The 26,443-nt window shown below is 68.8% G+C and carries 27 protein-coding genes, 2 tRNA genes and 4 pseudogenes; 8 read left to right on the top strand and 25 right to left on the bottom strand.

Annotated features, from left to right (window positions below; genetic code table 11):
- The 4 genes from FCI23_RS58795 to FCI23_RS44515 all read right to left on the bottom strand — a co-directional run.
- Positions 1 to 233: hypothetical protein (locus FCI23_RS58795; RefSeq protein WP_211265734.1), on the bottom strand; the 233-nt coding region annotated here is incomplete at its 3' end.
- A gap of 152 nt (positions 234 to 385) precedes the next feature.
- Positions 386 to 760: an IS3 family transposase gene (locus FCI23_RS44525; RefSeq protein WP_169317249.1), complete on the bottom strand. Its 375-nt coding sequence runs from the start codon at positions 758 to 760 to the stop codon at positions 386 to 388.
- The gene (locus tag FCI23_RS44520; protein ID WP_136729743.1) at positions 748 to 1,044 is read right to left on the bottom strand and encodes a transposase; all 297 of its coding nucleotides are present in this window, start codon (positions 1,042 to 1,044) and stop codon (positions 748 to 750) included. The genes FCI23_RS44525 and FCI23_RS44520 overlap by 13 nt, the downstream gene beginning before the upstream one ends.
- 80 nt (positions 1,045 to 1,124) lie before the next feature.
- Entirely contained in the window at positions 1,125 to 2,384 is a 1,260-nt protein-coding gene (locus tag FCI23_RS44515) for an FUSC family protein (RefSeq protein WP_169317248.1), read from the bottom strand.
- A gap of 389 nt (positions 2,385 to 2,773) precedes the next feature.
- Here FCI23_RS44515 and FCI23_RS64245 point away from each other — a divergent pair.
- Positions 2,774 to 3,729, top strand: a pseudogene (locus FCI23_RS64245) (thiamine pyrophosphate-dependent enzyme); the annotation flags it as partial.
- A gap of 62 nt (positions 3,730 to 3,791) precedes the next feature.
- Here the strand turns inward: FCI23_RS64245 and FCI23_RS44505 are convergent.
- The 5 genes from FCI23_RS44505 to FCI23_RS44485 all read right to left on the bottom strand — a co-directional run bounded on the left by FCI23_RS44505 (position 3,792) and on the right by FCI23_RS44485 (position 7,663).
- A complete protein-coding gene (locus tag FCI23_RS44505; RefSeq protein ID WP_136729741.1) occupies positions 3,792 to 4,883 on the bottom strand; it encodes an iron-containing redox enzyme family protein in 1,092 nt (363 codons plus the stop codon).
- Positions 4,880 to 5,173 carry a CDGSH iron-sulfur domain-containing protein gene (locus tag FCI23_RS44500; protein ID WP_246144662.1) on the bottom strand — a complete coding sequence of 98 codons (294 nt, stop codon included), beginning with the start codon at positions 5,171 to 5,173 and terminating at the stop codon, positions 4,880 to 4,882. Before FCI23_RS44500 ends, FCI23_RS44505 begins: the two co-directional genes overlap by 4 nt.
- Positions 5,157 to 5,828 (bottom strand): HemK2/MTQ2 family protein methyltransferase, encoded by a 672-nt coding sequence (locus FCI23_RS44495; RefSeq protein WP_136729740.1) that lies wholly within the window; start codon positions 5,826 to 5,828, stop codon positions 5,157 to 5,159. Before FCI23_RS44495 ends, FCI23_RS44500 begins: the two co-directional genes overlap by 17 nt.
- Before the next feature lie 605 nt (positions 5,829 to 6,433).
- Positions 6,434 to 6,886 (bottom strand): hypothetical protein, encoded by a 453-nt coding sequence (locus FCI23_RS44490; protein ID WP_211265733.1) that lies wholly within the window; start codon positions 6,884 to 6,886, stop codon positions 6,434 to 6,436.
- A 186-nt stretch (positions 6,887 to 7,072) separates the two neighbouring features.
- On the bottom strand, positions 7,073 to 7,663 hold the full coding sequence (locus FCI23_RS44485) for a DUF421 domain-containing protein (RefSeq protein ID WP_136729739.1): 591 nt from the start codon (positions 7,661 to 7,663) through the stop codon (positions 7,073 to 7,075).
- 304 nt (positions 7,664 to 7,967) lie between these two features.
- Here FCI23_RS44485 and FCI23_RS44480 point away from each other — a divergent pair, with 304 nt between their 5' ends.
- A complete protein-coding gene (locus FCI23_RS44480; protein WP_136729738.1) occupies positions 7,968 to 8,303 on the top strand; it encodes a hypothetical protein in 336 nt (111 codons plus the stop codon).
- A 661-nt stretch (positions 8,304 to 8,964) separates the two neighbouring features.
- Here FCI23_RS44480 and FCI23_RS44475 read toward each other — a convergent pair.
- The 13 genes from FCI23_RS44475 to FCI23_RS61215 form a co-directional block, all read right to left on the bottom strand.
- Positions 8,965 to 9,513 (bottom strand): ferritin-like domain-containing protein, encoded by a 549-nt coding sequence (locus FCI23_RS44475; protein WP_136729737.1) that lies wholly within the window; start codon positions 9,511 to 9,513, stop codon positions 8,965 to 8,967.
- A 440-nt stretch (positions 9,514 to 9,953) separates the two neighbouring features.
- Positions 9,954 to 10,127 carry a CsbD family protein gene (locus FCI23_RS44470; protein WP_136729736.1) on the bottom strand — a complete coding sequence of 58 codons (174 nt, stop codon included), beginning with the start codon at positions 10,125 to 10,127 and terminating at the stop codon, positions 9,954 to 9,956.
- A gap of 95 nt (positions 10,128 to 10,222) precedes the next feature.
- Positions 10,223 to 10,408, bottom strand: coding sequence for a DUF5670 family protein (locus FCI23_RS44465; protein ID WP_136729735.1), 186 nt, complete (start codon positions 10,406 to 10,408; stop codon positions 10,223 to 10,225).
- Between the two features lie 145 nt (positions 10,409 to 10,553).
- Positions 10,554 to 10,787: a hypothetical protein gene (locus FCI23_RS44460; RefSeq protein WP_136729734.1), complete on the bottom strand. Its 234-nt coding sequence runs from the start codon at positions 10,785 to 10,787 to the stop codon at positions 10,554 to 10,556.
- A 266-nt stretch (positions 10,788 to 11,053) separates the two neighbouring features.
- Positions 11,054 to 11,410, bottom strand: a complete 357-nt coding sequence (locus tag FCI23_RS44455) for an ANTAR domain-containing protein (protein ID WP_136729733.1) — start codon at positions 11,408 to 11,410, stop codon at positions 11,054 to 11,056.
- A 129-nt stretch (positions 11,411 to 11,539) separates the two neighbouring features.
- Positions 11,540 to 12,412 (bottom strand): alpha/beta fold hydrolase, encoded by an 873-nt coding sequence (locus FCI23_RS44450; RefSeq protein WP_407646121.1) that lies wholly within the window; start codon positions 12,410 to 12,412, stop codon positions 11,540 to 11,542.
- Between the two features lie 725 nt (positions 12,413 to 13,137).
- Positions 13,138 to 14,346 (bottom strand): leucine-rich repeat domain-containing protein, encoded by a 1,209-nt coding sequence (locus tag FCI23_RS44440; protein WP_246144661.1) that lies wholly within the window; start codon positions 14,344 to 14,346, stop codon positions 13,138 to 13,140.
- On the bottom strand, positions 14,343 to 15,734 hold the full coding sequence (locus tag FCI23_RS44435; protein ID WP_136729745.1) for an SDR family NAD(P)-dependent oxidoreductase: 1,392 nt from the start codon (positions 15,732 to 15,734) through the stop codon (positions 14,343 to 14,345). Before FCI23_RS44435 ends, FCI23_RS44440 begins: the two co-directional genes overlap by 4 nt.
- 81 nt (positions 15,735 to 15,815) lie before the next feature.
- Positions 15,816 to 15,887, bottom strand: a tRNA-Ala gene (locus FCI23_RS44430).
- 13 nt (positions 15,888 to 15,900) lie between these two features.
- Positions 15,901 to 15,972 (bottom strand) — tRNA-Glu (locus tag FCI23_RS44425).
- Positions 15,973 to 16,321: 349 nt separating this feature from the next.
- Positions 16,322 to 16,591, bottom strand: coding sequence for a hypothetical protein (locus tag FCI23_RS44420; protein WP_136729731.1), 270 nt, complete (start codon positions 16,589 to 16,591; stop codon positions 16,322 to 16,324).
- A 168-nt stretch (positions 16,592 to 16,759) separates the two neighbouring features.
- Positions 16,760 to 17,344 (bottom strand): Mu transposase domain-containing protein, encoded by a 585-nt coding sequence (locus FCI23_RS61220; RefSeq protein ID WP_246144660.1) that lies wholly within the window; start codon positions 17,342 to 17,344, stop codon positions 16,760 to 16,762.
- 21 nt (positions 17,345 to 17,365) lie between these two features.
- Positions 17,366 to 17,827 (bottom strand): DDE-type integrase/transposase/recombinase, encoded by a 462-nt coding sequence (locus tag FCI23_RS61215; protein WP_265737824.1) that lies wholly within the window; start codon positions 17,825 to 17,827, stop codon positions 17,366 to 17,368.
- Positions 17,828 to 17,846: 19 nt separating this feature from the next.
- On the opposite strand from FCI23_RS61215, the gene FCI23_RS44410 reads away from it, so the two are divergent.
- Positions 17,847 to 18,161 (top strand): hypothetical protein, encoded by a 315-nt coding sequence (locus FCI23_RS44410; protein WP_136729730.1) that lies wholly within the window; start codon positions 17,847 to 17,849, stop codon positions 18,159 to 18,161.
- 362 nt (positions 18,162 to 18,523) lie between these two features.
- On the opposite strand, the gene FCI23_RS44405 is transcribed toward FCI23_RS44410, so the two are convergent.
- The gene (locus FCI23_RS44405; protein WP_246144658.1) at positions 18,524 to 19,060 is read right to left on the bottom strand and encodes a DUF4328 domain-containing protein; all 537 of its coding nucleotides are present in this window, start codon (positions 19,058 to 19,060) and stop codon (positions 18,524 to 18,526) included.
- A gap of 966 nt (positions 19,061 to 20,026) precedes the next feature.
- Here FCI23_RS44405 and FCI23_RS44400 point away from each other — a divergent pair.
- The 5 genes and pseudogenes from FCI23_RS44400 to FCI23_RS44380 all read left to right on the top strand — a co-directional run bounded on the left by FCI23_RS44400 (position 20,027) and on the right by FCI23_RS44380 (position 25,283).
- Positions 20,027 to 20,389 carry a hypothetical protein gene (locus FCI23_RS44400; protein ID WP_136729728.1) on the top strand — a complete coding sequence of 121 codons (363 nt, stop codon included), beginning with the start codon at positions 20,027 to 20,029 and terminating at the stop codon, positions 20,387 to 20,389.
- A 231-nt stretch (positions 20,390 to 20,620) separates the two neighbouring features.
- Positions 20,621 to 23,413, top strand: coding sequence for a hypothetical protein (locus FCI23_RS44395; protein WP_136729727.1), 2,793 nt, complete (start codon positions 20,621 to 20,623; stop codon positions 23,411 to 23,413).
- A 242-nt stretch (positions 23,414 to 23,655) separates the two neighbouring features.
- Positions 23,656 to 24,411: a class I SAM-dependent DNA methyltransferase gene (locus FCI23_RS44390; protein ID WP_136729726.1), complete on the top strand. Its 756-nt coding sequence runs from the start codon at positions 23,656 to 23,658 to the stop codon at positions 24,409 to 24,411.
- A pseudogene (locus FCI23_RS64240) lies at positions 24,411 to 24,515 on the top strand (IS5/IS1182 family transposase); the annotation flags it as partial. The gene FCI23_RS44390 and the pseudogene FCI23_RS64240, both read left to right, overlap by 1 nt.
- 348 nt (positions 24,516 to 24,863) lie before the next feature.
- Positions 24,864 to 25,283 carry a hypothetical protein gene (locus FCI23_RS44380; protein WP_136729724.1) on the top strand — a complete coding sequence of 140 codons (420 nt, stop codon included), beginning with the start codon at positions 24,864 to 24,866 and terminating at the stop codon, positions 25,281 to 25,283.
- Positions 25,284 to 25,820: 537 nt separating this feature from the next.
- On the opposite strand, the pseudogene FCI23_RS64235 reads toward FCI23_RS44380, so the two are convergent.
- Positions 25,821 to 25,967 (bottom strand): annotated as a pseudogene (locus tag FCI23_RS64235) (IS110 family transposase); the annotation flags it as partial.
- Positions 25,968 to 26,020: 53 nt separating this feature from the next.
- Positions 26,021 to 26,410, bottom strand: a pseudogene (locus FCI23_RS64230) (transposase); the annotation flags it as partial.
- Positions 26,411 to 26,443 lie beyond the last annotated feature (33 nt).

The raw sequence follows: 26,443 nt of genomic DNA, 5'->3' as shown, positions 1-26,443 counted from the left end.
ACCGGGGGCCGTCCAGGAGATCGAAGCGGCGGACGACCAGCCAAGATCGCCGCACGAGCTCTTCCCTGCGCCACAACATCCTCCACACGATTGAGGTGTTGCGACGACCAGTTGAATCCGCCCTCGCTGCCGCGGTCGGAATGGAAGATCACGCCGCCCACCATGCCGCCCCGGGTAGCGGCCGCCATCTGCAGCGACGCCCCGACCAGGGCCGCGTCGTGGTGGGCTCCCATCGCCTAACCGAGCAGGCGGCGCGAGAACAGGTCCAGCACGGTGGTAAAGCTTGCCCTCGCCGGTCTCGATCTCGGTCATGTCGCCGACCCACAGTACGTCCGGCGCGACGTCGTCGAACCTACGATTCACCAGGTCAGATGCCGCGCAGCGCTTACCCTGCCGGGTCAGTTGAACGGCGTCTGCGCGGTGGCTTTCGGCCCTGCAGGCCAAGGTCGGCCATGACCTCGACCTCGGCGACGGTGTTCACCGAGACCTGCCAGCCCTCGGCCCACAGGTCCAAGGTGATCCTGGGCGATCCGTAGGTCTGGCCCGACGCGGTGAAGAAGTGCACGATCCGCTCCTCCAGTTTTGCCCGTCTGACCTCGCGCTTCGTCGGCTCGGCCGGGCGCCGGCGCCATTTGTAAAACCATGCCTCGGACACGCCGAGTGCCCGGCAGCAGACGGAATGCGGGACGCTGTGCTCGGTCCTCTGGTCGCTGATCAGCCCGACGAGCACCGCCGGGTCTCGCTCAGCTACTTCACCCACAGGACCATGCAGCGTTTGAGGACATCGCGCTCCATCTCCAGTTCTTTGATGCGCTTGTTCTTCTCCGTTTCCTGCCGGCGCAGCCGGGCCAGCTCCTCGCGTTCGCTCTCGGCGATGGTGCCGTCTCCGCCGGCCTGCCTTGCCCGCGACACCCAGCTGGCCAGTGTGGTGTCGTTGATCCCCAGATCCTTCGCGACCTGCGCTATCGGTTTGCCGGTCTCGGCCACGATCCGCACAGCCCCCTCACGGAACTCCGCGTCGAACTTCCGCCTCTTCTCAGCCATGACTCTCAACTTCCCCTGCAGTCACGGCCTCTACGCTACGAGGGGATGGTCAGTGCTGTCCTCCCCGTCATGACGGCTGGTCATTGTTGGGGTAGCGGGATCCGGTCCGGCTGCGGATGGATGGACTGCCGGTGCGGGCCATGTTCGGGGTCGAGCTCGCGCAGGATCCGGTGCGCCTCGTCGAGCAGGGTGCCGTAGAGCGGCCAAAGCGCCGCGGGGGTGTCGGGCCCCGGGGTGAGGGCACGGGCGGCCTCGGCGTGCCGTTCGTGCGCCCAGTCGATCGCCTCGCACAGCGCCCTGACCGGCTCCTCCAGGTCGGCTCGGCCGGTGTGCACCCGGCCGAAGGCCTCCAGGCAGTCCCCGGTGCGGGCCAGCAGGTGCCCGAGCGGCAGCAGGACCTCCCGCCGACCGGACCGGCCGTCCGCCCCGGACCCCTCGCCCTCCTCCGCTTCCTCCGACGGCGGGCCGGGCAGGACCCGGCCGCCGGCCGCCAGGTCGTACAGCCCGCGGGCCATCGCCTGCACCTGGTCGCAGACATGGCTGAGGCAGAGCACCGCCTCCACCAACGGGGTCGCGGTGATCGCTCGCTTGAGCTGGCGCGGGTTGAGCCGTACCCCCTCGGCGGCGTCGCCCACCTCGGACCTGGCCAGGTCCAGTTCGGCCGCCGCCCGGTGCGACTGCGAGAGCCAGTCCTGGGCCTGTTCCGCGGTCCACTCGCCGGCCAGCCCGGTCGCCATCGAGCGTACGGTCGTGGCCAGCGCGTCGCTGGCGGACCGGACGCTGCGACCCGCCCGCCGCAGGTGGCTCGGGGAGACCAGCAGGTTCACCGCGATGCCCACCCCCGCCCCGATCAGGGTGTCCAGGAACCGGCTCGTGCCGTACGACGCGCCGGAGCCGACCACCAGCAGCACGGTGGTGGGGACCTCGTGCGCCTGGGCGCCGAGTCGGAGCAGCCGGCCCGCGGTCAGGCAGGTCCCGACCGCGCCGCCGACGGTGAGCCAGTTCACGCCGAACTGCTGGAAGAACAGGAGGGCGACCGCCACCCCGATCAGCACGCCGGCGATCTGCCGGCCGGCCTGCCGCAGGGTGCCGTAGATGGTCAGCTGGACGGTGAACAGCGCGGTCAGTGGGGCCAGTACCGGGTGGTGGTCGGAGCCGAGCAGCCATAAGGCGAGTTGCCAGGAGAGCGCGCATGCCACGGTGACCTTGGCGGTCTGGGCGGTCGGCCTTCCGATGGTGCGCAGGTAACGCCAGGGGTGCCGCAGCACAGCGGTGAGACGGCGGAGCAGTTCGTTCGGGGTGAGGGTCCGTTGTTCGCGCAGGTGATCCTTGGTGGACATCCCTGGTCTTCTACCCCGGCACGGTGAGGCCATTCGAACATGAGTTCAGCATATCGTTGGTCGTGGTTGTTTTGGGCCGGTATCGGCCAGTGAAAGTCTCCGCGGCCATTGGCGGTAGCAAATATTCCGCTTCTGGGGTCGTCACCCAGCCCGGGCTTCACCTCCCACGACGCCGTCGCCCGGATGGTGGGCGTCAGCTCCGCGCGCCGCGGGCGCCCTGGGAGGCCTCCGCGAGAAACTCGCCCGCCGACGCGGCGTACCCGTCGCCGACTTTGCGGGTGCCGATTAATCATCCGTCCTGCTCAGGCGGCATGTTGGTACTCGTGGAGGGTTCCGCCGAGTCGGGCGTCGCCGTCCTCACGGTGCCTGGCGACATCGGCGACCGCGAACTGGGAGCGGACCGCCCAGCCCGCGACTGGTATCCGCAGGGCCGCACCGTCATCCAGGTGGACACCGAAGCCGCGCACATCGGGCGCCGCGTCCCGGTGGAGCTCGGGCTGGTCGGCGACGTGGGCGCGACCGTACGCGACCTGCTCGCCCGGCTGACCGCCGAGCAGCCCGGGTCGGACGGTGCCCGCGATCGCGGGCACCTGGAGCGGGCCCGCGAGCGCTTCGTCGCCTGGCGCGAGGGACAGGCCCGGCTTGCCGCTCCGGGACACGACAAGGGCCTGGTCGGACGGCTGCGTTCGGCGCTCGACAACCGACAGCACGACATCCGCCCCGAGGCGCTGGCCGCCGCGGTGGACCGGGCCGCCGCCGAGGACGCGATCTTCACGTCCGACACCGGGATGGCCACCGTATGGCTTTCACGGTTCGTCGAGATGCGCGGCTCGCGCCGGCTGCTGGGCTCGTTCAACCTCGGCTCGATGCCCAATGCCATGCCCCAAGCGCTGGGCGCCCAGTGCCTTGACCGGGACCGGCAGGTCGTGGCGTTCTGCGGCGACGGCGGTCTGAGCATGCTGCTCGGCGATTTGATGACCCTCAAGTCGCACGCCCTGCCCGTCAAGCTCGTCGTCTTCGACAACCGCCGCCTGGGCATGGTCAAGCTCGAACAGGAGCAGGCCGGTCTTCCCGAGTTCGGCACCGTCCTGGACAACCCCGACTTCGCGCCGGGGTCGCCACCGCCATGGGCATCACGGGTATCCGCGTAACTGACCCGGCGGAGTTGGAGGATGCCGTACGGACTGCCTTCGCCACCCCTGGCCCCGTCCTCCTTGATGTGCTTACCAACCCTGACGAGGTGGCCGTTCCCGCCAAACCCACCGTTGAACAGGGCTGGGGCTTCGCCGTCGCCAAGATGAAGGAGTTCGTCCGCAGCCACGGCGACGACGGCACGGCGGACTGAGCGGGCAACGGACGAGCGTCGCGGAGCGGGCTTTACGGGCCCTGGCTCGTCCGACAGTCGCGTCACTCGTCGGCGAGCGAGGGCACCTCGGCGCGACGGTCGTCCAGACGGTCGTCCGGGACAACGCCCCCCGCCAGCGGGGTCCGCAGGGCCGAGCGCCGCCCGCGCCAAGCGCCGAGCAGGACCTTGCCGAGGCGGTTCTCCAGGAGAGCGGTGGCCTCGATGCCGAAGACGACATCGGGTTCGAGGTGCGGTTCCGCCTCCAGCAGAGGTGCGATCACCTCATGCCGTACGACCTGTTCGTGGACGGCGTCGGCCTCGACATGCTCGTCGTAGAACCTCTCCGCGGCCGGTCCGGCTCCCGTCCGGCGCATCGCCTGAGCCAGCCGGCGCGACCCCGGCGACGAGGTCACCTCGACCGAGGCGAAGTGGCCGACCAGCGCGCCGCGCAGCGCGCGATGCAGGCCGAGCAGGGACATCAGGTTGACGATCGCGAGCGCTTCGGCGGGAGCCGCGCCGAGATACCGGCCGTAGGAGTGGTCCAGCCGCAGGTCGTCCATTAAGTTGGCGAACAGCCGGGCGTGGATGTCCTCGGCGCGGCCGGCGCCGAACTCGTCGAACTCCACCGCCACCATGGCCGCCTTCGCCCGCCCGTGGAGCCGGGGGATGACCCAGGCGTGCGGGTCCGCCTCCTTGAGGTGGTACAGCGAGCGCAGCGCCGCGTACTCGCGCAACTGCCACAGGGTGCCTTCGTGTTGCAGGTAGTGGCTCACTCCGGTGCCGTCGTCGGTGACCGGCTCGACCAGGAGCCTCGCGAGGGCTTCGGCCGCGGTCGTGGCGGCCGGGGTACCGCTTCGTAGCGCCGCCAGGAAGTGGCTTTCGAGCGCGCCGCGCAGCCGTAGCAGCTCAGGGTCCCATTCGCGGTCGTCGTCGACCGCGTCGAAGCCCTGGTAATGCAGTTCGTACAGCACGTACAGCGCGAGCTGCAGATCGTCGCCGTAGGGGTCGGTGCCTGTCACCACCGCCGGTCCCGGCAGCGTCCTGTCGGCGCCGCGCAGTGCCGACAGGACCGCGGCCGACAACTCGCCGCGCGGCGGTGGCAGCGGGGGGCTTGCCCGGCGTGCCTCGCGGTACTCGGTCGTGGTCATGGTCATCGAAGGTCTCCGCCTGTCTCGTCGTCGCTGTAGTCGCCGCAGCGGTCGTCGCCGTCGGCCCCGGTGCCGACTCCGCCGTCGGCCTTGGCGGGCCCTTGGGTCCTGGGGCGGTGGCTGGTGTCGCACCACGGGTAGGAGCGGCTGCGGCGGCAGGTGCAGACCGCTACCACGAAGCGATGCGAGGTGACGGACACGCCGTCGTCGCCGGTGACGGTCACGGGTCCCTCCACCAGCATCGGCCCGTTACGGTCGAGGCGGATCCGGCGGGGGCGTTCAGGGCCGCTCGGCACGGATGACCACCAGCTCCTCCTTGTCCTGGCCCTCGTCCACCAGACCTCGCCGGCGCAGCCACGCCAGCCGCGACCGCATCACCGGCCCGAAAGGTATGAGCTCGCGGTCGTACACCGTCGCGCGGAGTCCGGCCTGCCCCAGCCGCTGGATCGTCGTCTCCGGCCCGCACAGACCGGAATGAACCATGAGCAGCACTCCGCGGGGACGTAGCGCGGCAGCGGCGGACGCGCAGACCCGGTCGACGACGGCCCGGCCGTCGGGCCCACCGTCCCAGGTACGGGCCTCGCCGTGGCGCGGCAGCCGGTCTCCGGGCGCGGGGACGTACGGCGGGTTGCTGACCACCAGGTCATACCGCATCCCCGGGGCCGACAGGTCGCGGCGCCGTGCGGTGATGCGCTGGCCGGACAGCGCCGCGTTCATCCGGGCGCACAGCACCGCCCGTCGCGATATGTCGACCGCCATCACACGTGCGCCCATCCGGGCGGCGCACAGGGCCAGCGCCCCGCTTCCGGTACCGAGGTCCAGCACATCCGTGCCGGGTCCGATGTCTTCCCGGCACATCGCCCGCATCAGAATGTGCGTGTCGTGCTGGGGCGTGTAGACGCCGGGCACCGTCAGCATGCGTCGCGGTCTGTCGGCCAGGGGAACGGCCATGGATACCACCTTGTCGTCCGATTCGGTTCGCGCCGGCTGCGATCCCTTGCCCAGGGTCGTCGCGACGCCGAGTAGCACCGCTCAGTGCGGTGACGGACCGTGCTCATCACCGCCCGGTTTCCCAGCGGGCTAGACGCGCATGTCAGAAGGCCTGCCCCGAAAGCACTGATCCACGCGGGCCCGCAGCGATCTACTCCAGGGCGCTGCACGGGGCGCACCAACCACGGGCGGCGGGGCGGCTATATCCGGCGAGGACCCATCCCTCGTCATACTGGCCGAGCCGGCGGCCCGGGAGACCCGGCGGGGCGATCGACCGGTGCTCTCCCCTCCGCTGGAGGACAGCGCCGAGGACTTGTACGAGAACGCCCCCTGCGGCGGCGGCGTTGGAGACCGTGATTGGTTGATGGCCCGTTCGACGGTGTTGCGCTTCTTGTACCGCTGCTCGTCGAACTGGGTGGCCGTCCGCCGCGTGAACCCCGGCAGAGGCGCGCGGCCCGGCTGGTGGTTTGCTCCGGTGCCGGGCGGGTGAGCCGGTTGGGTCAGTAGGAGCGGCTGATTGGTGAGCGGTCCGCGCCTATCGACGGCTTCGGTCTACCGGGGGCAGGTCAGTGCCCGAACAGGTGCAGCCTGTGGCGGTGACGGTCGGCCGGGGTGGGCTGGCGCTCGTCAGGGGGTGAGTCGTTCTCTCGTGCGCTCGCAGTCTGCGCGTGGGCGGTGTCGCGTTGGTCGATCAGGTCGTCGCGATCCTTGCCGACGGTGTCAGTCTCGCGGCGCGACTGCCTCAGATCGCGATGCGACTGCTTGAGACCATGGCGCGTGGCGCGGCCGCGGCGAGAGGCGCGGCGTGCGCCGGCCAAGAGCAGACCCCGTCCGAGCATGGCCGCCCCGCCGACGATGATGCCGTACAGGAACAACGTGCCGGTGGAACCGGTCATGTGGTGCCCGAATACCGTGAACCCGCCCGTCAGCGGCTGCGCGCTTCCCCCGTTGGTGGCAATGCCGGCCACTGCGACCGCTACTGCGGCGACCAGGATGACGAGCCCGATAGCAATGATCATGACGCGCTCCGAGCATTAGCGAACCAACTACACCAGCAAATACCATAGGCGGAGTGATATCCAATATTTCCTTGGTGCCGAGGTTGACCATGACAGGCGGCAGATCACCCTCTTCCGCAGAGGTTGTTCAGTGTCGGCTGTGTCAGCATTCAGAGGCTTTTGGGGTGGTCGCGTCTGTTGCCGGTCTCAACGTTCGGTCGAACCGCTACCGGGAGCAGACGTCAGAGCGGCCAGAAGATCCTCGATCGTCGCGAGCCGTGCGTCCAGTGCTTGGACGTCAGCGCGGGTGGCGTTCTGCTGGGTGTCCTTGAGCGTCATCACCAGTTGGCCGTCCGGTTCCAGTCTGCCCAGGGCGACGTCGCTGACGGCGGCGCCGTATTGAAGTCGTACCGCGTGCTCGATCTCGCTGGAGCGCATGGCCAGTCGCCGAAGCGCTCCGGGTACCACTCGACCGTCGGCGACGACTGTGGCGCCGGTTCCCTCCAGCAGGCGTTCCGCTCGGGCGTCGCGGGCCAGCCAGCGGTTCACTGCGGAGTTGACCACGACCAGGGTGGTGGCACCGATCACGCCGCCGAGCAGACTGTTGTCCGTGCCGATGATCGCGTTCTGTACGACGTTCGACAGAAGGAAGATGACCACGATGTCGAAGGTGTTCAGATTCGCCAGGCCCCGCTTCCCGCCCAGCCGAAACAGCACAACGATCAGGGCGTAGACGAGAACTGTGCGGATGACCTTCTCGGCAACCGGGACCTGAACGACCCACAGGTCATTCCACATGGCAACTCCTTTGCTTGGATTTCCAAGGCCCGACACGTCCCCCGTCCAGTGCGACGGTACACACCGCGATCATGATGAAGTGGGGCAGTGAGCGGCACGAGATTGGGTCCGAAGCGCACCATCGCGGTACCGGCGTGTAGGCCGAATTCCTTCCGATCATGGAAATGACAGCGGCTAGCGCGAGCAACTGGCCACCAACCATTGGAATTCGCGGGCCCCGCCCGGCATGTATGGCGGCAGAACGGCTAGACGTCCTGGTATGGCGGACCCCCTCGTATCCCGGAAAGTCTCCGATCTGGTTGGCGTGCGACCGCAGGTCGACGTCGAGCGGGCGCACGATGCGCTGGAGGCTGTGGCGGCGGCGCCCCAGACGCAGACGCAGTTCTCCCGAGGTGCTTTGACCGGCTACGTGTGGGCGCTGGGCCGCGGCACGTCCGCTCCGGTCACCGGCTCTCACCGTCACGGCACTCCGAACCTGGGGCAACTCACGGGGGAGATCGACGCCAGCGTGATGCAGTTGGCGGACCAGACCCTGCGCACGGTCCCGCGTGACTATGTCCAGGGGGTCCACGATGCCTTGGCCTGGGTCTGCGGATACAGCGATGACCAGCCCTCCGGGGGCTTCACTTCGCCCGCCTGACAAAGGTGCGACGCTCACCGCGTTGAGCCGTAAGACTCCGTAGTGCCTGAGTCGGCGTCGCGTTTGTGCGGCTGACCAGCGTTCCGGCGCTTGTGGAGGTCCTCACCGCGCGGCTGGAACAGGCTTGCACGGTCTAGCCGCGCGCCAAGGACGTCCGGCGCGCGGCGCGCCTGCCGCTCCCCCGCAGATGGCTCCGAGGTCCGAGGGACCTGAAGAAAGTCGCTGCGCGCAAGGCGCTGTCACCGATTCAGTTGGTGCGCGGTCTAGGCCCCAGGCGCGCTCTGCAGATCGCTGACGGGCACCACCGGGTGTGCGCCAGCTACCACTTCAGCGAGGACACCGAGATCCCCCGTCGCCTCGTCGACCTACCCGCAACCACGTAACAGGCCGCGACCGGGACGCGCAGTGACGGGCCGCGAGCAGCTGGGCGCTGGAGGATCGAGGTGTGTTCATGGGTGCAATATCCGGTGCCCCCTGAACCCAATCGTCGGCGTCGCGTTCGCGCTGCGCGGCGACTTCGCCTGGCGCCGTGTCCCCGGCTCCATCGCCGTGCAGTTCAGTGGTTCCCCGTCCGCAGTCGGCATCGGCACCTACATCTTGCGGTCCAGCCTGGTCAGTGGCGCGTCCAGCCGCCCACCGACGGAGATGTTGTCGATCTCGCTCAGTCCACGGGCCGGTCTTTTGGAATCCGTTCCAGCAGGCCCCGCAGGTCATCTGCGTGCTCTTCCTCCTGGGCGAGCAGTTCCTCGAACACCCGGCGTGTCGTCGGGTCCTTGTCGCCCAGCCATTGACAGATCTCGGTGTAGGAGGCGACCGCCACCCGTTCGGCGATCAGATCCTCCTTGATCATCTCGATCAGGTCCCCGCTGGCGTCGTACGGTGTGTGCGACCTACTGCTCAGGGTGTCGGGGTCGAAGTCGGGTTCGCCGCCCAACTGGGCGATCCGCTGGGCGAGCTTGTCCGCGTGGGTCTGCTCCTCCTGGGCGTGTTCCAGGAACTCGGCCGCGACGGGCTCGGAGTACAGGCCGGTCGCCGTGTAGTAGTGGCGCTTGTAGCGCAGCACGCAGACGATCTCGGTGGCCAGGGCTTCGTTGAGGACCTGGAGGACGCGTGGCAGGTCCGCGCCGTAGGCGTCGGTCACTGGACCCCTGCCGATCTGGTTGCGGGCTCGTTCCCTGAGCGTCTTGATGTCGGTGAGAAAATCCGCCATGAGGTGAGACCGTCTTTCCGTCGCTTTCGCACGAGTGAACACGGGTTGGCATCCGCCGCGTCCGGGCTCCCGCATCCGGGTGAAACAGGTCCTGCGATCAACCCTGACCGTAACCGCGCCTGCCCCGGGTGTCCGCTCACATACGCTCCGGCCGACGCACCAAGGAATTGGACCGCCGAGGAGGCCGAGCGGGATCGTCAGCCACCCGCAAGCGACCTTCGGTCGCAGCGGTGCACCGCGACGCACCTTGGAAGGTGCCCTGGCCACTGCAGTTGGGGAATGGTGATCGCAATGGGCTGACGTCGGTGGCGCTGACGCGGTCACCGGGGCAGGGTGGCAGCGGCTGACTTGCCGAGCCGTTGGCCCGGGCCCACCCAGCCGGGTGCCGTGCGGGGTGGGCCACTTGGGTGACGGGGAGGTGTGCACCCAGCTTGTGGGGGTCAGCGCTTGAAGGCGTCCTTGGCCTTCTCGCCCGACTGCTTCAGGTTGCCCGCGACCCGGTCGGTCTTGCCTTCGGTCTTCAGGCGCGTGTTGCCAGTGGTCCGGCCGGCTCCTTGCTTGATCCTGCCCTTGAGTTCTTGTTTCTTCGCCTTGATCTTCTTCGCGATGCTCATGACGGTGCCTCTCTCGTGCCTGTGGGTCGATGTCCGCGCGTGATCCTGTTGGTACGGGCCGCAGTTCCCGCGGGTGAGACCGGTCCCTGTGCGCGCTATCGGCGGCGCCGGCCTGACCGCCGTGCACCCGAGCGGCGTCCACTGTTGCTGCGGCCGTGGCGCATGAACCCCAAGAGCCAGAGGATCAGCAGCACGACTGCGGCGATCCACAGCAGGTGCACGGAGAAGCCGACCCCGAACAACACCAGGACCAGCAGGAGGAGAAGGATCCAGAGGATCACGGCCGGGCCTCTCACAGGTCTGCAGGGCAATTCCCTGCATTCCGCGGGGTCCAGGCGAAACGGTACGAGGGCGCGTCGCCCGGACAGTCCGGAGCGGCATAGCCCTACGCCGTAGTTGTCAGTGAACGCCGGATACCGGTGTCTGTCAACGGACCGGAATACTGGTGCTTTCCGGGCCTGGGGCCGCCGCCGCTGGTGTGAGGGACGGCTCGACGGGAGTTTCGGGGTGTTCGGCCGGCGGGACGATGTGGTCCTCTAACCAGGACAGGCCCATGATGGTGCCGAGTAGGACGAAGGGGGTCAGAGCCGGGATGAGCAGCGCGTACATGGGTACTGCCTGTCGTCGGATGCGTGCCGAGCCGACGGGCAGTGAAATCATGCCCGTGGTGTGCGCATCGGACCGGCCGGGCCGGGGTCGCATGGCGGGCGGCGGGTGCGGGAGGGGCCCGGCCGTTGAGGGGCGGATTCCCGCGTCGATGCGCATCGAGTGCCTCCAGGGGGGAGGCGGTGGCTTTCGACGCTGCCGGGGGCCAGAGCTGCACCCTTCACGGTAGTCCTGCCCGCCTGGTCTGAACAGGTGCCGGGCGGCACGGCCTTCGGTGTGCGGGTGATGGCGTCCTGTGCTGGGGGTGGGGTTGTGGGTGGTCAGACGATCAGGCCGGTGAGGGGTTCGGTGCCGTCGATGAAGGCGCGGGCGAGGTCGGAGAGGCGCTGGTTGTGTGCGCGGGCGTAGCCGCGCAGCGCGGTGAAGGCTGATTCCATGTCGATGTTGAGGCGTTCAGCGAGTTTTCCCTTGGCTTGTTCGATCAGTACGCGGCTGTTGAGCGCGGACTGCAGTTGCTCGTTGAGGACGTTGCTGCGGGGGGTGGAGCGTTGTTGCAGGAGGCTGATGGTGGCGACGTCGGCCAGGGCCTGCGCGATGGGTGCGTCGACCGGGTCGAAGGGGCCGGGCTCGGAGGGGAAGAGGTTGAGTGCGCCGACGACCTCGTTCCGCAGGCGCATCGGGACGGCGCAGGAATTTCCCCCGGCTGCGGGACTCCCCACCGGGCGCCGTGGCGCAGGATCGCACGTACAGGTCCGCCAGTCACTCCCGCAGCCCCTCGGCCCGCCCGCGGGTCAGCCGGCGCAAGGTCATCGGGTGCGTGGCGGGTGGCTCATGGCCTTCGGGGCTGCGCGGTCCCCGGGGGCCTCTTCCGCGATGTGATGACCGGATTCGACCGGACCGCCACGCAGGTCATTCGCCCACCCGCGCCACACGGCCAGGACATCGCCGTAGAGGTCGGCCATGTCATCGCGGGTGGCCCACAGCACCTGCACCGGGCAGCCGATCCGCCGCCCGGCGTGCCGGTCCGCTTCGTCGTGCCGGTAGTCGGGGCCCAGACCGGCCCGGTAGTCCTCGCACATGGCGTGCACGGTTGCCGGGTCGTGGATCGCGCGCCGATAGTCCTCGTAGGCCTCCTGCCCCATTGATTCGGGACCGGCCTTGTACCAGGCGTCCGGATCGGCGTTGATGACACGCTCAGCCGTCTCATCGCTTTGCCCGAGGAAGAACCAGTGCCACCAGCGGGCGGCGAACCGGGCGTCACAGCGGCGCAGTGCCTCGCCGATGGGCACGGCATCCAGGACGGTGAGCGAGCGCACCATATCCGGATGGTCCATGGCCAGCCGGGTGGCGACATAGGCGCCCCGGTCGTGGCCGACCACCGCGAAGCGCTCGTGACCAAGGGAGCGCATCAGCGTGACGCAGTCGCCGGCCATGGCGCGCTTGGAGTACGGGAGGTGGTCGGCGTCTGTCGGCGGCTTCGACGACTGGCCGTAGCCCCGTAGGTCCGGGCAGACCACGGTGTATCCCGCCTCGGCCAGCAGGGGGGCGACGCGGTGCCAGGTGGTGTGGGTGCGCGGGTGCCCGTGCAGCAGCAGGACTGCCGGTCCCTTTCCCCCGTAGCGCATGCGCAGCCGGATCTCACCCACCTCCGCTACAGCCAGCCTGAAGCCCTCGAACAAGGGTCTCTCCTTTGCCGGTCGGGCAGGGACGCTCACTCAGGCAGCCCCGGACCCGGCCAACGCTTCGCGCGGAGAGGCAGGGCAGGCATGGGGGGGTCGCCCCGTAGTAGCCGCAGACCTGCTCGTGGTAGTCGGGGGCGCCGATTTGCTTTTCCTTGTGATTTTGATCCGCTTCCTGTTGTCACGGATCGATATCAAGAAAGGCAGCCCGGTATTGCGCGGGCGCTTCTCGGGAGGGCGGCTGCCCTCGATCGGCCGTCGCACACCCACCCAGTTGCGCCGCACTGTCCCTACCAGCGGTACCAGCGAGGGGTGGCACAAGTCGCTGCGCTGCGAGCTGCTGCGCTCCGGCACGGAGGTGCGGGTCACGATGGTGCAGATGCCCGCGGTGAACACCACGCAGTTCGACAGGGCTTGGCGGCCTGTTACTCGGCGCCATTTGACCGCCAGATGTGGTGCGCAAGTGGTGCGGGTCTTTGAATTGGTCCAGACAACAAACGAGCCCCAGGCTAACTACCTGGGGCTTTTCTTTGGAGCGGATGACGGGAATCGAACCCGTGTGACCTTGCGCAGCGGATCCGGATCCGCGCCCTTTGCGGGTCGTCTGGAGTCCGCGGATGTCGGAGGAAAGGGCCAGTGTCTTTCATTCGCCGGGGACCCGCCTCGCAGCGGCGGTCCAGGAGGGTGGCCCGGGCGACGGCGATGATGTCCGGCTCGGGCGGGTGTCAGCGTTCCTTGGGTGGCGCGGTGCGGTAGACGCTGCGGACAGCGGCGATGTCGGCGGCGGTGGCGGGCATCGGCAGATGGGCGCTCAGGGCGTCGAGGCGGCGGCGGATACTGGTGGCGACGCCCTTGCCCAGCACGAAGCGCGTGGCGGTGGGGGCGGCGGGCGCGGTGTTGAGGATGCGGTGCGCCTCGCGGCTGCGTATCCCGGTGTTGGTCAGCACGAGGTGGGCGAGTTGGTGTTCACGCGCGGCGAGGGCTCGGCCGATGGCCGTGGCCGCGTCGGTGTCGATCTGGTTGTCGGGCGCGCCGAGCGTGCCTGCGGCGCGCACCCGTCCGAGGTCCAGCAGCTCGACTCCCGCGCCTACTGCGGTGGTGACGAGTCGTTCGGCGGCCCGGGGGCCGATGCCGTTGCTGGCGACCGAGAGCCGCAGCAGGCTGCCGTACGGTGCCTGTTCAAGGGCGGCTGCCAGCAGCAGGGTGCCGTCGTCGCCCAACCGGCAGGCAGAGGCGTAAAGTTCGCCGACCGCGCCGGCGGCGATCAGCGCGGCCAGCGGCGCTGCCCCCGGACGGCCGAGAGGGTTGCCGCTGACGAAGATCCGTTCGATCCGGCGGCCGGCTCCGGCGGCGAGTACCGCCTTAGCCAGGACAGCCGCTCCCGCTGGGTTCAGGCCGGTCTGTACCAGGTCGAGGGTCCGCAACGAGGCCGCAGCATTGATGAGCTGGGCGGCCGCATGCCCGCCACCCGTGCCGAGCGGATTGCGTTTGAGCCAGATTCCGGTCACCGGCTGCTGTGAGGCGCGGACGCTGTCGGCTATCCGGCAGGCGCCGCCGGCGGTGATTGCGTTGCAGCCGAGATACAGCGTCTCCACTGACGTGCCGGCGGTCTGCTGGGCGACGGTGGCGGCGCCCTCGTCGCCGAGGCCGTCGGTGCCGAGCAACAAATGACGAACGGGACCAAGCCGGTCATCGGCTGCGGGGCGGCGACTGGCGCCGATGCGCAGTGCTTCGGCGATCAGTGCGGCGCCCTGCGGGCCCACAGCCTGTTTGCACAGGTCCAGACGGCCGTCGGGCAGCGCGGTGCCGGCCGGGAAATCGACGCGGCGGTCGGCGGTGCTTCCGGCCCGCGGCCACGAGATGAGGGGGGCCAGTTCTGCCACGGAGCGGGGCGTCACCGGCTGCACTGCGGCGAACGGTTCGTCGGGTGTCACCACGCCGCTTCCCGGTAGTCCTTGAGGAAGATGCCCGCGACCGGGTCGCCCGCCTCTCCGCGCACGATGGGATCGTAGATACGGGCCGCGCCGTCGATGACGTCCAGCGGCGTGCGGAAGCCCTGAGCGGCGAGCCGGGACTTCTTCGGCTGTGGGTTCTCGTCGGTGATCCAGCCGGTGTCGACGCTGCACATGTAGACACCTTGGGCGGCGAGTTCGGGGCCACTGGTTCGGGTCAGCATGTTCAGCGCCGCTTTGGCCATGTTCGTATGCGGATGGCCGGATGTTTTGTGGCGTACCGCGAACCGGCCCTCGACCGCGGTGACGTTGACGACGTAGCGCCGGGAGCGGGGTGCGGCCAGCAACAGGGGCAGCAGTCGGTCGACCAGCAGTGCCGGAGCCAGGGCGTTCACCAAATGGGTCTCAAGCACTTCGGCCGGGTCCAGCGCGCCGATCCGGGCCGACCAGGAATTGGCCGGCGAGTGGTCCGGCAGCAACCCGGCCTCGTCGGTATCGATTCCTGTTCCGGGGCCGATGGCCACGGCGGCCCCGGGCCTGGCCGCCAGCGGGCAGCGGTGGCTCCTGGGGCGGGCCTCACCGTCGTCCAGTACGAGGGCCAGGGCCTCCCGACCCGCGGGTTGGGACATCGCCACCGCGTCCATCGGCCGGTAACCGGGCGCGCGGACCACCTCGGCCGGCAGCCGTCCCTGCTCCCCGGCCGCCAGCATTCGGTACGACGCGGGTGGCCGCCTCACCGTCTGCGCCGCGTTGTTGACAAGGATGTCCAGTGGCTCGCCGGTCGCCCGCAACTCCTCGCACAGCCCGAGGACCTGGAGCGGGTCGCGCAGGTCGATCGCGACGACCGTCAGCCGGTCCAGCCACTCCCCGCTGCCCTCGGCGGCCCGGAAACGCCGCAGGGCGTCCTGTGGGAAGCGGCTGGTGACCAGCAGTTCGGCGCCGTCTCTGAGCATCATCAGAGCCAGTTGGAAGCCGATCTTCACCCGGCCGCCGGTCAGCAGGGCACGTCGGCCGCGAAGATCGGTGGTCAGCGAGCGGCGTGCGGTGTTGTCGGTCGCGCACGCCGGACACAGCAGGTGGTAGAAGGGGTTGGCCTGCCGGTATCGCGACTTGCAGACGTAGCAGCGGCGAGGGCGCGGGAAGTCGCCGGGTGTCTCGGCGGCGACCGCTGGTACGGCCAGTGCGGCATCCTCGCGGCGATCCGGGGCACCGGTCGCGGTAGCGGCAACCACGGCAGCTTCCGCGGCGGCACGCTGCCGGGCACCGGCCCGCCTGCGCTGCTGCCGACCGTCCCGTGTGAAGGACGCGGCGACCTGCTCGGCCCGCAGACGCAACTGGTCGTCAGCGGGCAGAGCTCGGAGCCGGCCCATGGTGCGGTGGAACGCAGCCAACTCCTCGTCGGTGATCCGCTGGTCGTCCACAGCTCCCCCTGCCTCGCGTGTCCGCCGCCGTGGCCCCGGCCGGATTCGAACCGGCGTATCCTTCTTGCCAAGAAGGTGCGCCTGCCTCTGCGCTACGGGACCCCGAACTCGCCTGCCTGGACGACCGGATTCGAACCGGCGTGTCCGCCTTGAGGAGGCGGTGCGCCTGCCTCTGCGCTACGCCCAGGCATTGGATTAATCGTACGGGGCGGCCGTCGGCGTGACGCACGCGGGCGGAGACCCCCAACAGCGCCGCCTCCATCAACATCGTCCTCGGCCCCAGCGGCGGCCGCGCCACCTGCACCCTCAAGCTGTAGGCACAACCCCCCGGCGCACTACTGCCTACGGCGCCTACGCCGCGCCGGGGAGGTCGGTGCGTCACCGGGGTTCGGCGGCGGCTCTCAATGAACACGGGGTGTGTCAGCCACGCGCCCCGGCCGGTTACCGGTCGCTGCCGTAGCTCATGAACCAGTGGGTGTCGAAGTAGCGGGCGGTGGAGTGGGGGTGACGCGACGGACCATCGCGAAGGATCGGTGCTACGGAAGATCGACGTCGAACCCTTGCCGAGTTGGCGTGGTCCTGAAACCGAGGGCTTCTACGGCGGGCTTCAGCTTGCCCTTCCCCTTCTCCCTGCGGAACCGGCTGTAGGCGTCCATCCCAAACAGGGTCTGCAGTGCCTGGCCAAGGTCCAGGGAGCTCAGCCGTTGCCCTTCTCCGTGGGCCTGCTGGACTAGGGTGAGGATGGCCTTCTTGAAGTCCTCGGGGTCGCTGCCATCGCGCCGACGTGCGGCGAGCGTACGCAGCACCGTCGGGTCGACCCGGTAGGGCTGGGGGGCGGTTGATGCTGGGGCGACCTCGGACGCGTCCGGTTGCGGCTCAGGATCCGGCCTCGGTTCGGCGCTGCGGTGGTCGTGCTCGGGTGGGCTCGGTAGGAGGGCGTGGCCGGAGTCGCGGCGCCCGAGAGCTCGAACGCCTTAGGTGGCGCCGCGTTGGCCAGCGCTTCGGGTACCTCGCCCGGATAGGTGGGCTCCCAGGCTCGTGGTCCCTCGTAGGTGAAACCGAGGTAGAACTCGACGGCCGCATTGACGTCGCGGGTCTGCCGGAATCGGTTCCGCGGCGTGAAGAAGGCTGGCAGCTGACCGTTCGTGATTCTCAGCCGCCCCCAGGTCGTCGGGGGCCAGGGCCGCGGCAGTGCGGGCGGTGGCCGCGGCGGTGGCCCTGGCGTGGATGAAGTCGCCGCGCATGGCGTCGGCGGCCTGCTGGTGGCCGGGGTCGGTGATGGTGTGGTGGCGGGCCCAGCAGCGCGGATGCTCCGCGAGGATCTCGCCCTGGTCGGTGGTCACGCGGATCTGGTCGGTGTCGCAGGAGACCTGGATCCGCGTGCCGATCGCGCGGGGGTGCACCGAGTAGTCGTTGAGGTCGATGCGGATGTAGTGGTCCCGGCCCAGGCGGGTGTGGAAGCGGTACCACTGCGAGGGCCCGACGGGTGGCAGGGCGAGCATGGCCGCCCGGTCGGCCTCCCAGCGGTCGGCGAAGCGGGCCTGGATCCTGCGGTGCACGCGCCGGGTGGCGACCTTGAGTCAGTCCTGGAGCTGGCTGTTGAAGTCGTCCGGGCCGGTGAACGTGCGCCCGGGCACGAAGCTCGTCTCCAGGCAGCCATTGGCCCGCTCGACCAGGCCCTTCGCCTCTGGATCACGGGGGCGGCACAAGTAGACCCTGACCGCGAGCAGGCCCGCGAACGCTGCGAACTCGGTGGTCAGCCTGCCCTGCCCGATCCCGGACTCGTTGTCCCACACCAGCATCCTGGGCACCGCGCCCCAGCCGGACAGCAGCCGCCAGTGCCCGGCGATCAGGTCGCCGGTGCGCCGGCTGGGCAGCATCCGCGCCGCAATGACCCGCGAGTACCCGGACACCATGACCAGCACCGGCGGGCAGCCGAACTGTCCGTAGCCGACCGGGATGTGCACCGGCGGGAACCACAGGTCGCACTGCGCCAGCTCGCCGGGCCGGTATTCTGTCCGCCCGGTGGGGTCCGCCGGCAGGTAGCTGTCAGAGAGGGTTGTGACCGCGGTCGAGTGCCGCCAGTCCGTGTTCGGCTACCCCAACGACGAGGCTTGGTCGCGCGATCCTCGCGGCGATGCTGACGGCCTGGTCTACGGCTTCTACGAGGTTCTCAATTCGGCCTGGCCGGCCCGGCTCACCGAGTACAACCAGCACAGCTTCCCAGGCGTTGCGCTTGGGTGGGATCGGCACTTCTTGATCACCTGTCACGACGCTTCCGCACAGTTCTTGGCTAGAGATTTGGCAGTCGAGATCGTCGATGACGGGTACGAGGCGGCACTGGAAGAGGCGTTCCGTCGACTTTGCCGCTCGTGACCTGCCGGTTTCCCATGACCTGCGGTGTTACCCGGCTCGGCCGCGGCGCTCCCACGTCTCTCCCGCAGCCTGCCAGAGCGGGTCATGGGGCGGACTCACCGGTCCGGTGGCCATGACCGCCCGCGGGCACGCCAGAACTCTGGGTGCAGGCATGGTCGTACCAGTGTTGCAGATCGATTAGCGCTGCCCTGGTCGGAGCGGTGAGGGAGTGGTCACCCTCGGGTGGCATCTGTCACCGCCGGTCGACGTCGCACGGCCCAGAGACGGCCTAGTCAAGACGCATGCAGTGAATGAGTCAAGATCGACCAAGCCTGAGCCGGTCCGCTGGACCACGCCAGATGCCCGTGAAGCGATCTACTCCCTCAAGCGTGAGCGAGCGGTTCGACAGGTGACATGGTGCGGAGCGCGGCGCCTTGTAGTGCAGTGATGCGTTCGATCACGCAGATCGCCAGCACCGCTGCGGCGATGTCGAGCCCTTCCGACACCACGATGACGGGCGTCGAGGTGCCCCGGCCTATCAGGTCCCACACCAAGACCACTGCCGAGTGCGCAGCCCAGACCACCCACCAGATGTTCACCAGGACCGTGTCGCCCCCCTTCTGCGATGTGCCGGAGCTCGCGCGTTCGATGTCCAGAACAATTTGTCGGGGAACCCACCAGTTGATCACCGGTATGAACCACACGACGACGGCCCAGCCACCGGGCGCCACGGAAGCGCCGAAGAGGTACTCCGCGTTCCGTCGGCATCGGCTCAGCCACACGAGGAAGAACACGATCGCCAGCGTCATCGCGTAAAGGAGGATCATCGAGGCGAATCCCGACTCCCTCCCCAACGCGTCCGTGGGATGCGCGACGCGAGCGCTGACTGCCACCCCTCGAAACACGTCAGCGACGGCCACGGCTGTTATCGCGCCTTGGGCGAAACGGGCGAGGAGCCGGGGGGCCTTGTAGTCGGGTCTTGTCATGGTGGGAGACCTACCTTCTCGCGGGCATGCGCTATGGCAGTAGGGGACATCGGCGGCTTGGATCATATGGTCGGCCCGCACTGTCGCGGTCCACTTTCGCCGCGTGCCTGAGCCCTACCGCAGCTTCGTGGCTGAGATCGCCAACGGCTCCTCGCTCGGCCCAGCCGAAGACGGCGGTCTCCTCCCGCTCGGCTGGCTCCCTCCTGGTTGGCCTGACCTCGGCGATCGGGATGTAACCGCGCCGTTTCCGCTGGAGGCAGCCTGGGCCTGGGAGGACGAGGACAACGCGGAGGGGGACGTCGAAGAACGCTCCGATGCCGTCTACAACTACGGCTCGATCGTCCTTGGGGCGGAAGACGGGCCGATGTACTGGCTGTTGGTTGTCACGGGGCTGCAACGCGGGCAGATCTGGCTCGTGGCGGATGTCGGCGCCACCCATACCCCGGCCCTGATGCAGTTGGCTTCGTGGAGCGGGTTCAGCGCTGGCAGGCGGGCGACGGCTGGTGGGACTGAGCAGTCAGTCCTACACCACGGAACGTACTTGACCCTGCCTCTGCCAACTCGATTGCAGCTGTCGCCCGTACACCTTCACCCGCGGCTTCGGCCCCGACGTCCACGCGCGACTCCTGCGCCTGCGGAGACGGGCGGCTCGCTCGGCGGCTCGGGAAGGCTCATGCCCGCCATGCTCCCAGACGCCCCGGGGCGTGGCCGGGCCGTATCCTGGTCGGCGCGGGGCGCGGGGCTCGACGCTTTGGAGGGCTCTGTGCGGATGCGCACGCTGGTCATCGACGCCTGGAGCTGGCTCAACTACAAGCCCGTCATGGCCGATCCGGATCGGCCCGCGAACAGCCGGGCCTTCCCGGAACTCGCCGGATCGTGGGTGCCCGCTGCCGACATGCGGTGCCTGGCCGCGTACAAGCTGCTCGCCACGTACGACAACAACCGCTCGCCGCCGTCACCGGCGACCACCACGGCCTGGAACGAGGTGAGTTGGGCGACCCGTCCAAGCTCATCGACACCACTCTCGGGTATCTGCTGGGGGCGGAGCAGACCATCCTGGTGCCCGGCGCCGACCATGCCGGGAACGACAGGCCGTCCGCCGGCGCAGCACAGGCTGCCGAGCTGCAGGAGCGGTTGCGCGCGTGGGCGGACAAGGAGCTGTGGCCGCTGCGGATCCAGCAGGCCGAACGCTGCGCGGTGCGCTGCGGCGATGGCGTGTTCACCCTGGCGTGGGAACCAGTCGGCGAACGTCGACGGACGTGAAGTCAGGCACGACGACGAGGCACACGGAAGCTCGGTGATGCGGGCTCCGTTTCGGCTCGGACGCCTGTTCCCCAGTAGATCCGGGTGCGCTAGCCTCGGTCTCGCATGGGCCATAGTGACCGGGGGCTTGGGAACCGCTGGGGACAGCGGGGTTTCAATAACCAGTGCGGCATAGCCGGTCGGTCGTCGGCCGGGCGCCACCCGTGCCTTCCCACCTTGAAGGAGGAATGGGTGGCCCAACACACCCTGAGGAGCGGATGTATCGCGGTCGCCGCGACGTTCGCCCTCGCTTTGGGGGTCCTGCCGCTGACCGCGGGGATGGCCTCGGCCGATACCCCCACGGAGACGGTCATCCCGGCCGCTCTGCAGAACACCCCGCCCAAGGACCTCATCGTCTTCGCAGGCACGGGTGGCTTCCTGCACCAGTCCGACACGCAGTCCACCTTTGTGTGGACGAGGTACGCGGGCGGACCGGACATCCCGGTGCCCGGGGTCAGGAACAACGGGATACCCGGGGTCTGGGGCGCGGGCTCCGACGTCGTGGCGACCCCGTCGGCCGACGGATTCCAACTGCACGACATGGACTCCGGTACGACCGCCACGATCACCCCCGGCGCCGGTCAGAGTTACGTCGGTACCTTCGGCTCGCGCGTGCTGACGGTTACCAAGGCCGCGGACGGCAGCGTCACCGCTTTTCATGTGCTCGGTGTGACGGGCGGCCGGCAGACCGACACGCCGGTCACCGGTTGGCCCGCCGGTGCCACACCCCAGGCCACGGTCGTCGCCGGGGACGCCGACTCGGTGGTGATCCGCTACACCGACAGCACCGGCGGCACCAGCGACAACCGGCTCGCGCTGGTCGACCTGGCGTCCGGTGACGTGACACCAGTCATGGGGCCTGTCGCCTCCGGCGCCCGCGTCGTTCTGTCAGGCAAGTACATCGCGTGGTACCCGCCCTACACGACGGGATCGGCGGCGCAGGTCCACCTGGTGCCCCGCTCAGCCCCCGGCGTCGCGGAGAACATCGTCCAAGTCCCGCCGGCGCCTCTGGGCAGCGCGTACACCAGCAATCTGCGCCAAGTGGGATTCGCCAGCGACTCGTTGCTGATCACCTACGCCGTGACGCACACCGGTCCGTGGAACGGCGACGACACACTCGGCTACCCGCTGTACGCGATGCCGCTGTCCGGTTCCACCACCGTGACCCCGGTCCTGGACCACGCCAACTTCAACACCCTTCAGCAGGAGCCCGGCGGAGCCGTCGCACTGGGCGGCTCGTCGATCACCGACTGGGCAGCCCGCCTGGTCACCGCAGCACCGGACGGTACCCCGACGGCGACCGCCGTGGACTCCGACCCGGGCGTGCCCGTTCCCCTCGACGGCCTGGCTTTCGGCGGCGGGAAGCTGTACACGGTCCCGCGCTGGTCGACCGGCCAGGACTACGTCAACGACCGGACCGTCCAGCTCGGTTCCCCGCCCACCTACGGCGCCGAGCAAAGCTTCGGCCAGCCGTTTGCGCCCACCCACTGCGATACAGCGGCGACCTGCCACCCGCCGGTCGCCACCGGCGACGGAAACGTCTCGCAGCTTTGGCCTGACGCCAACTCCCAGGGCGACGCGGTCACCGTGCAGAACCCCAACGGCGGCGCCATTCTGGTGACTCCCGGTGCCACCGGCGGCACCCTCGTCGACTCCGCGGGCCCCTACGTGGTCTACAACGGCGGCTCCACGAAGAAGCAGTACATCGGTGACGCCTACGCGGGCGGCAACAGCCACATACTGTTCAGCCGTCCGCTCTCCGCGGCCGCGCTGTCCGGCAGCACGGTGTGGGTCCCCGGCTCCACCGCCGGCTCGCTCACCCAGATTGACCTGACCACCCAGCGCACCGTTCAGACCGTCGCGACCGGCGCGCCGTGCGTGCCCAGCGAACTGCAGGCGGCAGCCGAGCACTGGGTGTACTGGTCGTGCGGAACGTCGGGCCCTGCCGGCGTGTGGGACCTGGCCACCGGCAAGGATGTCCCCGTGCCCGCCGGTCTCGCCCAACTCGGCGACGGATTCGTCGTCGAGCACGACACGGCGGCGGACAGACTGACCCTCACCGATCTGCACACCGACACCGCCACCACCACCGACCTGGCGAACCTGCCCAGCGGACCGTTCGCGGACGACCGCAGGGTGACATGGGCCGTCGACAAGTACGCCGGCGGCATCGCGTACCTGGACTCCCAGAGGAACATCCATCTCGTCGACCCGCACGTCCCCGCCTCGGCCCCCGCACCCGCCGCAGGCGCCTTCATGTACCCCGGCCAGCAATTGTCCCCGGGGCACAGCCTGAGCAGCTCCACGATGACGCTGACGATGCAGACGGACGGCAACCTCGTGGCATACCTGAAGACCGGCAAAGGCACCGGCCAAGTGGTCTGGTCGACCAGGACCAACGGCAACCCGGGCGCGTACGCGGAGATGCAGGCGGACGGTAATCTGGTCGTTTACAAGAGCGGCGGTGGCGCCAGCACGGGCGGCGCCCTGTGGTCCAGCCGGACCTACGGCTTCCCAGGCGCGTACGCCACTGTGCAGGACGACGGCAACGTCATCGTCTGCTCGCAGGCCGGCAACTATCCTCGGTGGGCAAGCGGCACCTACGCCCGGCCGCAGAGCATCAGCCCCGGCACCACCCTTAAGCCAGGCTGGTGGACGCAAGGCACGTACACCCGCCTGGTCATGCAGACCGACGGCAACCTGGTGATGTACCGCCGACGTGACGGCGCCGCCATCTGGTCGAGCCGGACCTACGGCAAGCCGGGCGCGTACGCCGTGATGCAGACGGACGGCAACTTCGTCGTCTACAAGAGCACCGGCGGCACCGGCAAGGGCGGCGCCCTATGGTCCAGCCGCACCGACCACAACTCCGGGGCGTACGCCGTGATGCAGAACGACGGCAACCTGGTCGTCTACAAGAGCAGCGGCGGCACCGGCAAGGGCGGCGCCCTATGGTCCAGCGGCACCACGACGACGGCGCGGTAAGCACGTCCTGACGCACACCGTTTTCAGTGCGGGGCCGCGGGGGAACCGCGGCCCCGTCCGCGTTCGGCGGGGCACACATCGACGTCGCCCGCTCCTCCCGAGAGGTGTGCCAGATCCGCGGAGCCTGTCAATCTGGTGCAGCACGTGTGTTCCCGTGCGGCCCCTCGAGCGTCGGCCAGCTGGGCCGTGGCTGGTCTAAAGAAAGTCAGCGCCATCGGCTGCTGCTGCGGTACCGTCCGCCGGTGATTGACGAGGATGGATACTTCGGAGAGCGCGTAGCAGAGCAGTACGACCAGTCCTCAAGTCCCTTGTTTCAGAACGACGTTATCGAGTCGACGGTCAGCGTCCTGACGGAACTCGCTAACGGCGGCAGGGCGCTGGAGCTGGGGGTCGGGACAGGGCGCATCGCGTTGCCGCTCGCGCGGCGGGGCGTTCCAGTCCATGGCATCGAGCTGTCCCGGGCGATGGTGGCCCGCATGCGCGCCAAGCCCGGGGGTGATGCGGTTGCTGTGTCGATCGGGGACTTCGCCACCACCACGGTGGACACCAAGGCCGATGGGGCCTTCTCTCTCGCCTACCTCGTTTACAACACCATCATGAACCTGACCAGCCAGAAGGCCCAGGTCGCCTGCTTCCGCAACGTCGCTGAGCACCTAGAACCCGGAGGTTGCTTTGTTGTCGAGGTCATGGTGCCGGAGCTGCGTAAGCTGCCGGCCGGGCAGAACATCGTCCCGTTCCACACGAGTCCGACCAGATGGGCCTATTCCGTCTACGACGTCACCACCCAGGCGATGACCTGTCACTACATTGAGGTCTCTGACGAAGGTCGCGGGGAGCATCGGGAGGTGCCATTCCGATACGTGTGGCCGGCCGAGCTGGATCTAATGGCCCGACTCGCCGGACTACGGCTACGCGATCGCTGGGAGGGATGGACGCGAAAGCCCTTCGCCGAGGACAGTGCCCAGCATGTCTCGGTCTGGGAGAAGCCCATCAGTTGAGGACCCCCAGACACCTCCAGCAGTCGCGGGCAGTCGCCACCCGCTACGACAAGGGCGGCTCTGTCTTCCTCGGCACCGTTACCGCCGCGGCGAGCCGCCGCTAACCGCTCTGGCGGTGCACACCGATGACGGCATGGTGGCTGAAGGCTACAAGGAGGTTCTTAAGGTTGCCGGAGAGCCGCCGTTAGACGACGTTCTAGAGCGCGAGCTGCACGCCGCTCGCGCCCGGCTAGCGTGCTACCGGGGCCCAGAGACGGCCCGGGTGGAGCGGGTACGGCATCACCAATAGAACCAGCCTGGCGTTGCGCTGTAGACCTGGGGTGTGTAGTCACAACTGATCGTGCGTAGCTGCTGCCTGCGGCTGTGTATTCCACAACCCTCGCACCAGTCGCTGCCAGACCCAGCTCTACCCGGGTCTTGGTCGGTCGTGATGTGCGCGGGGAGAATGAACCATGAGGTTCCTGAAGCGGCCCAACCGCCCAGCCAAGCGCATCGGCTACGCTCCGGTTGACGACGATGAGGACGACGACGAGTCCGCCCGCGGCGGCTACCTGATCAGCGCCGAGCCGGGGGCACCGATGATGACGCTGACGGAGCCGATCGGGTCCATGCGCTCAAAGAACTTTTCGGTCTCCGTCGCCGCGCAGGAACTGCTGCCGGGCCGGAACTACCTCCTTGGCGGCCCTGGGGAGCCAACCTGTGAGGTGGTTCAAGTCGAGGGAGGCGAACCGTTGCCGGGTGAGCCCCGGCGCATTCGGCGGGCGAGGTTTAGGACCATCGCCTCCGCTCACCCGGCGGGCACGCTGGTCACGCCGGTCACCGCTAAGCACATCGAGGACTGGTCGCAGGAGATGCCAGAGGATGTCGCATGAGAACGCCAGCCTGTGAGAGCACGGCGCGACAAGACTCGGGCCAGAGGGAGGCCCTCTGACTTGCCCGGAACCGTGTGGAGTGGGTGACGTGAATCGAACCCGCTTAGCCAGTTAGGAAGATCCCGTATGCGGACGGCGGCTGACCTGGGAGGTCCCTGACCTGGGTCGGAGTGCGGCTGGTGCTGCGGCTCCCCGTGATTCCCCGCAACGTCCCGCCGGATCGGGCACGGATCGGGCACGTTTAGGTCATGGCCTGATGCTCCGCTTCGAGGACCTCCGTCCGAGAGCGAAGGCCTGTCCGACCGCCGTCACGGTCACCAAGATCCGTGTGACTTTGTCTCCCTCGGTGATCGCGAAGAACGTAAGAATCGCGACGAATGCCACTTCCCACCGTGGGCTGTTGTACCAGCGTGTGCCCTTGTTAGTCACTGCGCCTGCGGGTGCCGAAAACCCCATCCATGGCCTGTGACGTGCAGGTTCTTGTGAACGGCCTTTGATCGCCGGGTAGGCGTGTCAGACACCCCATGTCGTTTGAGGTCAAGCGGAATGGGTGTGTGCGTGCTGCGACCAGGCGGTCGCTTCGTCGTAGTGGGTGCGGGTTTTGAGGCAGCCGTGGAGGATGCCGACGAGGCGGTTGCCGAGCTGGCGGAGGGCGGGGTTGTAGCCGGCCTCGCGGGCTCGCTCGCGGCGTTGGTGATTCCGGTGATCACGTAGGCCTCGATGCCGTCCCACCACTGGTCGACGGTCTCGGCGAGGGTGATCAGTTCGGGCAGGTGGGTGCGGTCTGCGCAGAAACGCTGGAAGCGGTAGCGGGCGGCGGAGATCGCGGAATGGTCGGGGAGGATGTGGGCGTGCTTGGCGGTGAGGCGGAGCAGATCGCGCAGGAGTTCCTTGGCCCGCCAGGCCTCATGGATCTGCCGCCCATAGGTTCCCATCTGCGTCAACTCGGTTTCGAGGAAGGTGAGTTGGGCTGGGGAGAGGTCTTCCTCGTTGCGGCGCAGGAGCCGGCGGACGGTGTAGATCGCGTCGCCCTTGCGGGCCCGGCGCCCGTGCTGCTTCCAGGTGAGGCGTCGGCGCAGGTCGGCGAGGTGGCGCTGGGCCAGCTGAACGATGTGGAAGCAGTCCACGACGACGGTTGCCTCGGGCAGGGCCTTGCGGAC

The organism is Actinacidiphila oryziradicis (genome assembly GCF_005047355.1).
In the GTDB taxonomy this organism is placed as follows: Bacteria; Actinomycetota; Actinomycetes; order Streptomycetales; family Streptomycetaceae; genus Actinacidiphila; species Actinacidiphila oryziradicis.
The sequence above is the reverse complement of the archived record's forward strand: the minus strand, read 5'-3'. Positions and strand labels throughout refer to the sequence as shown.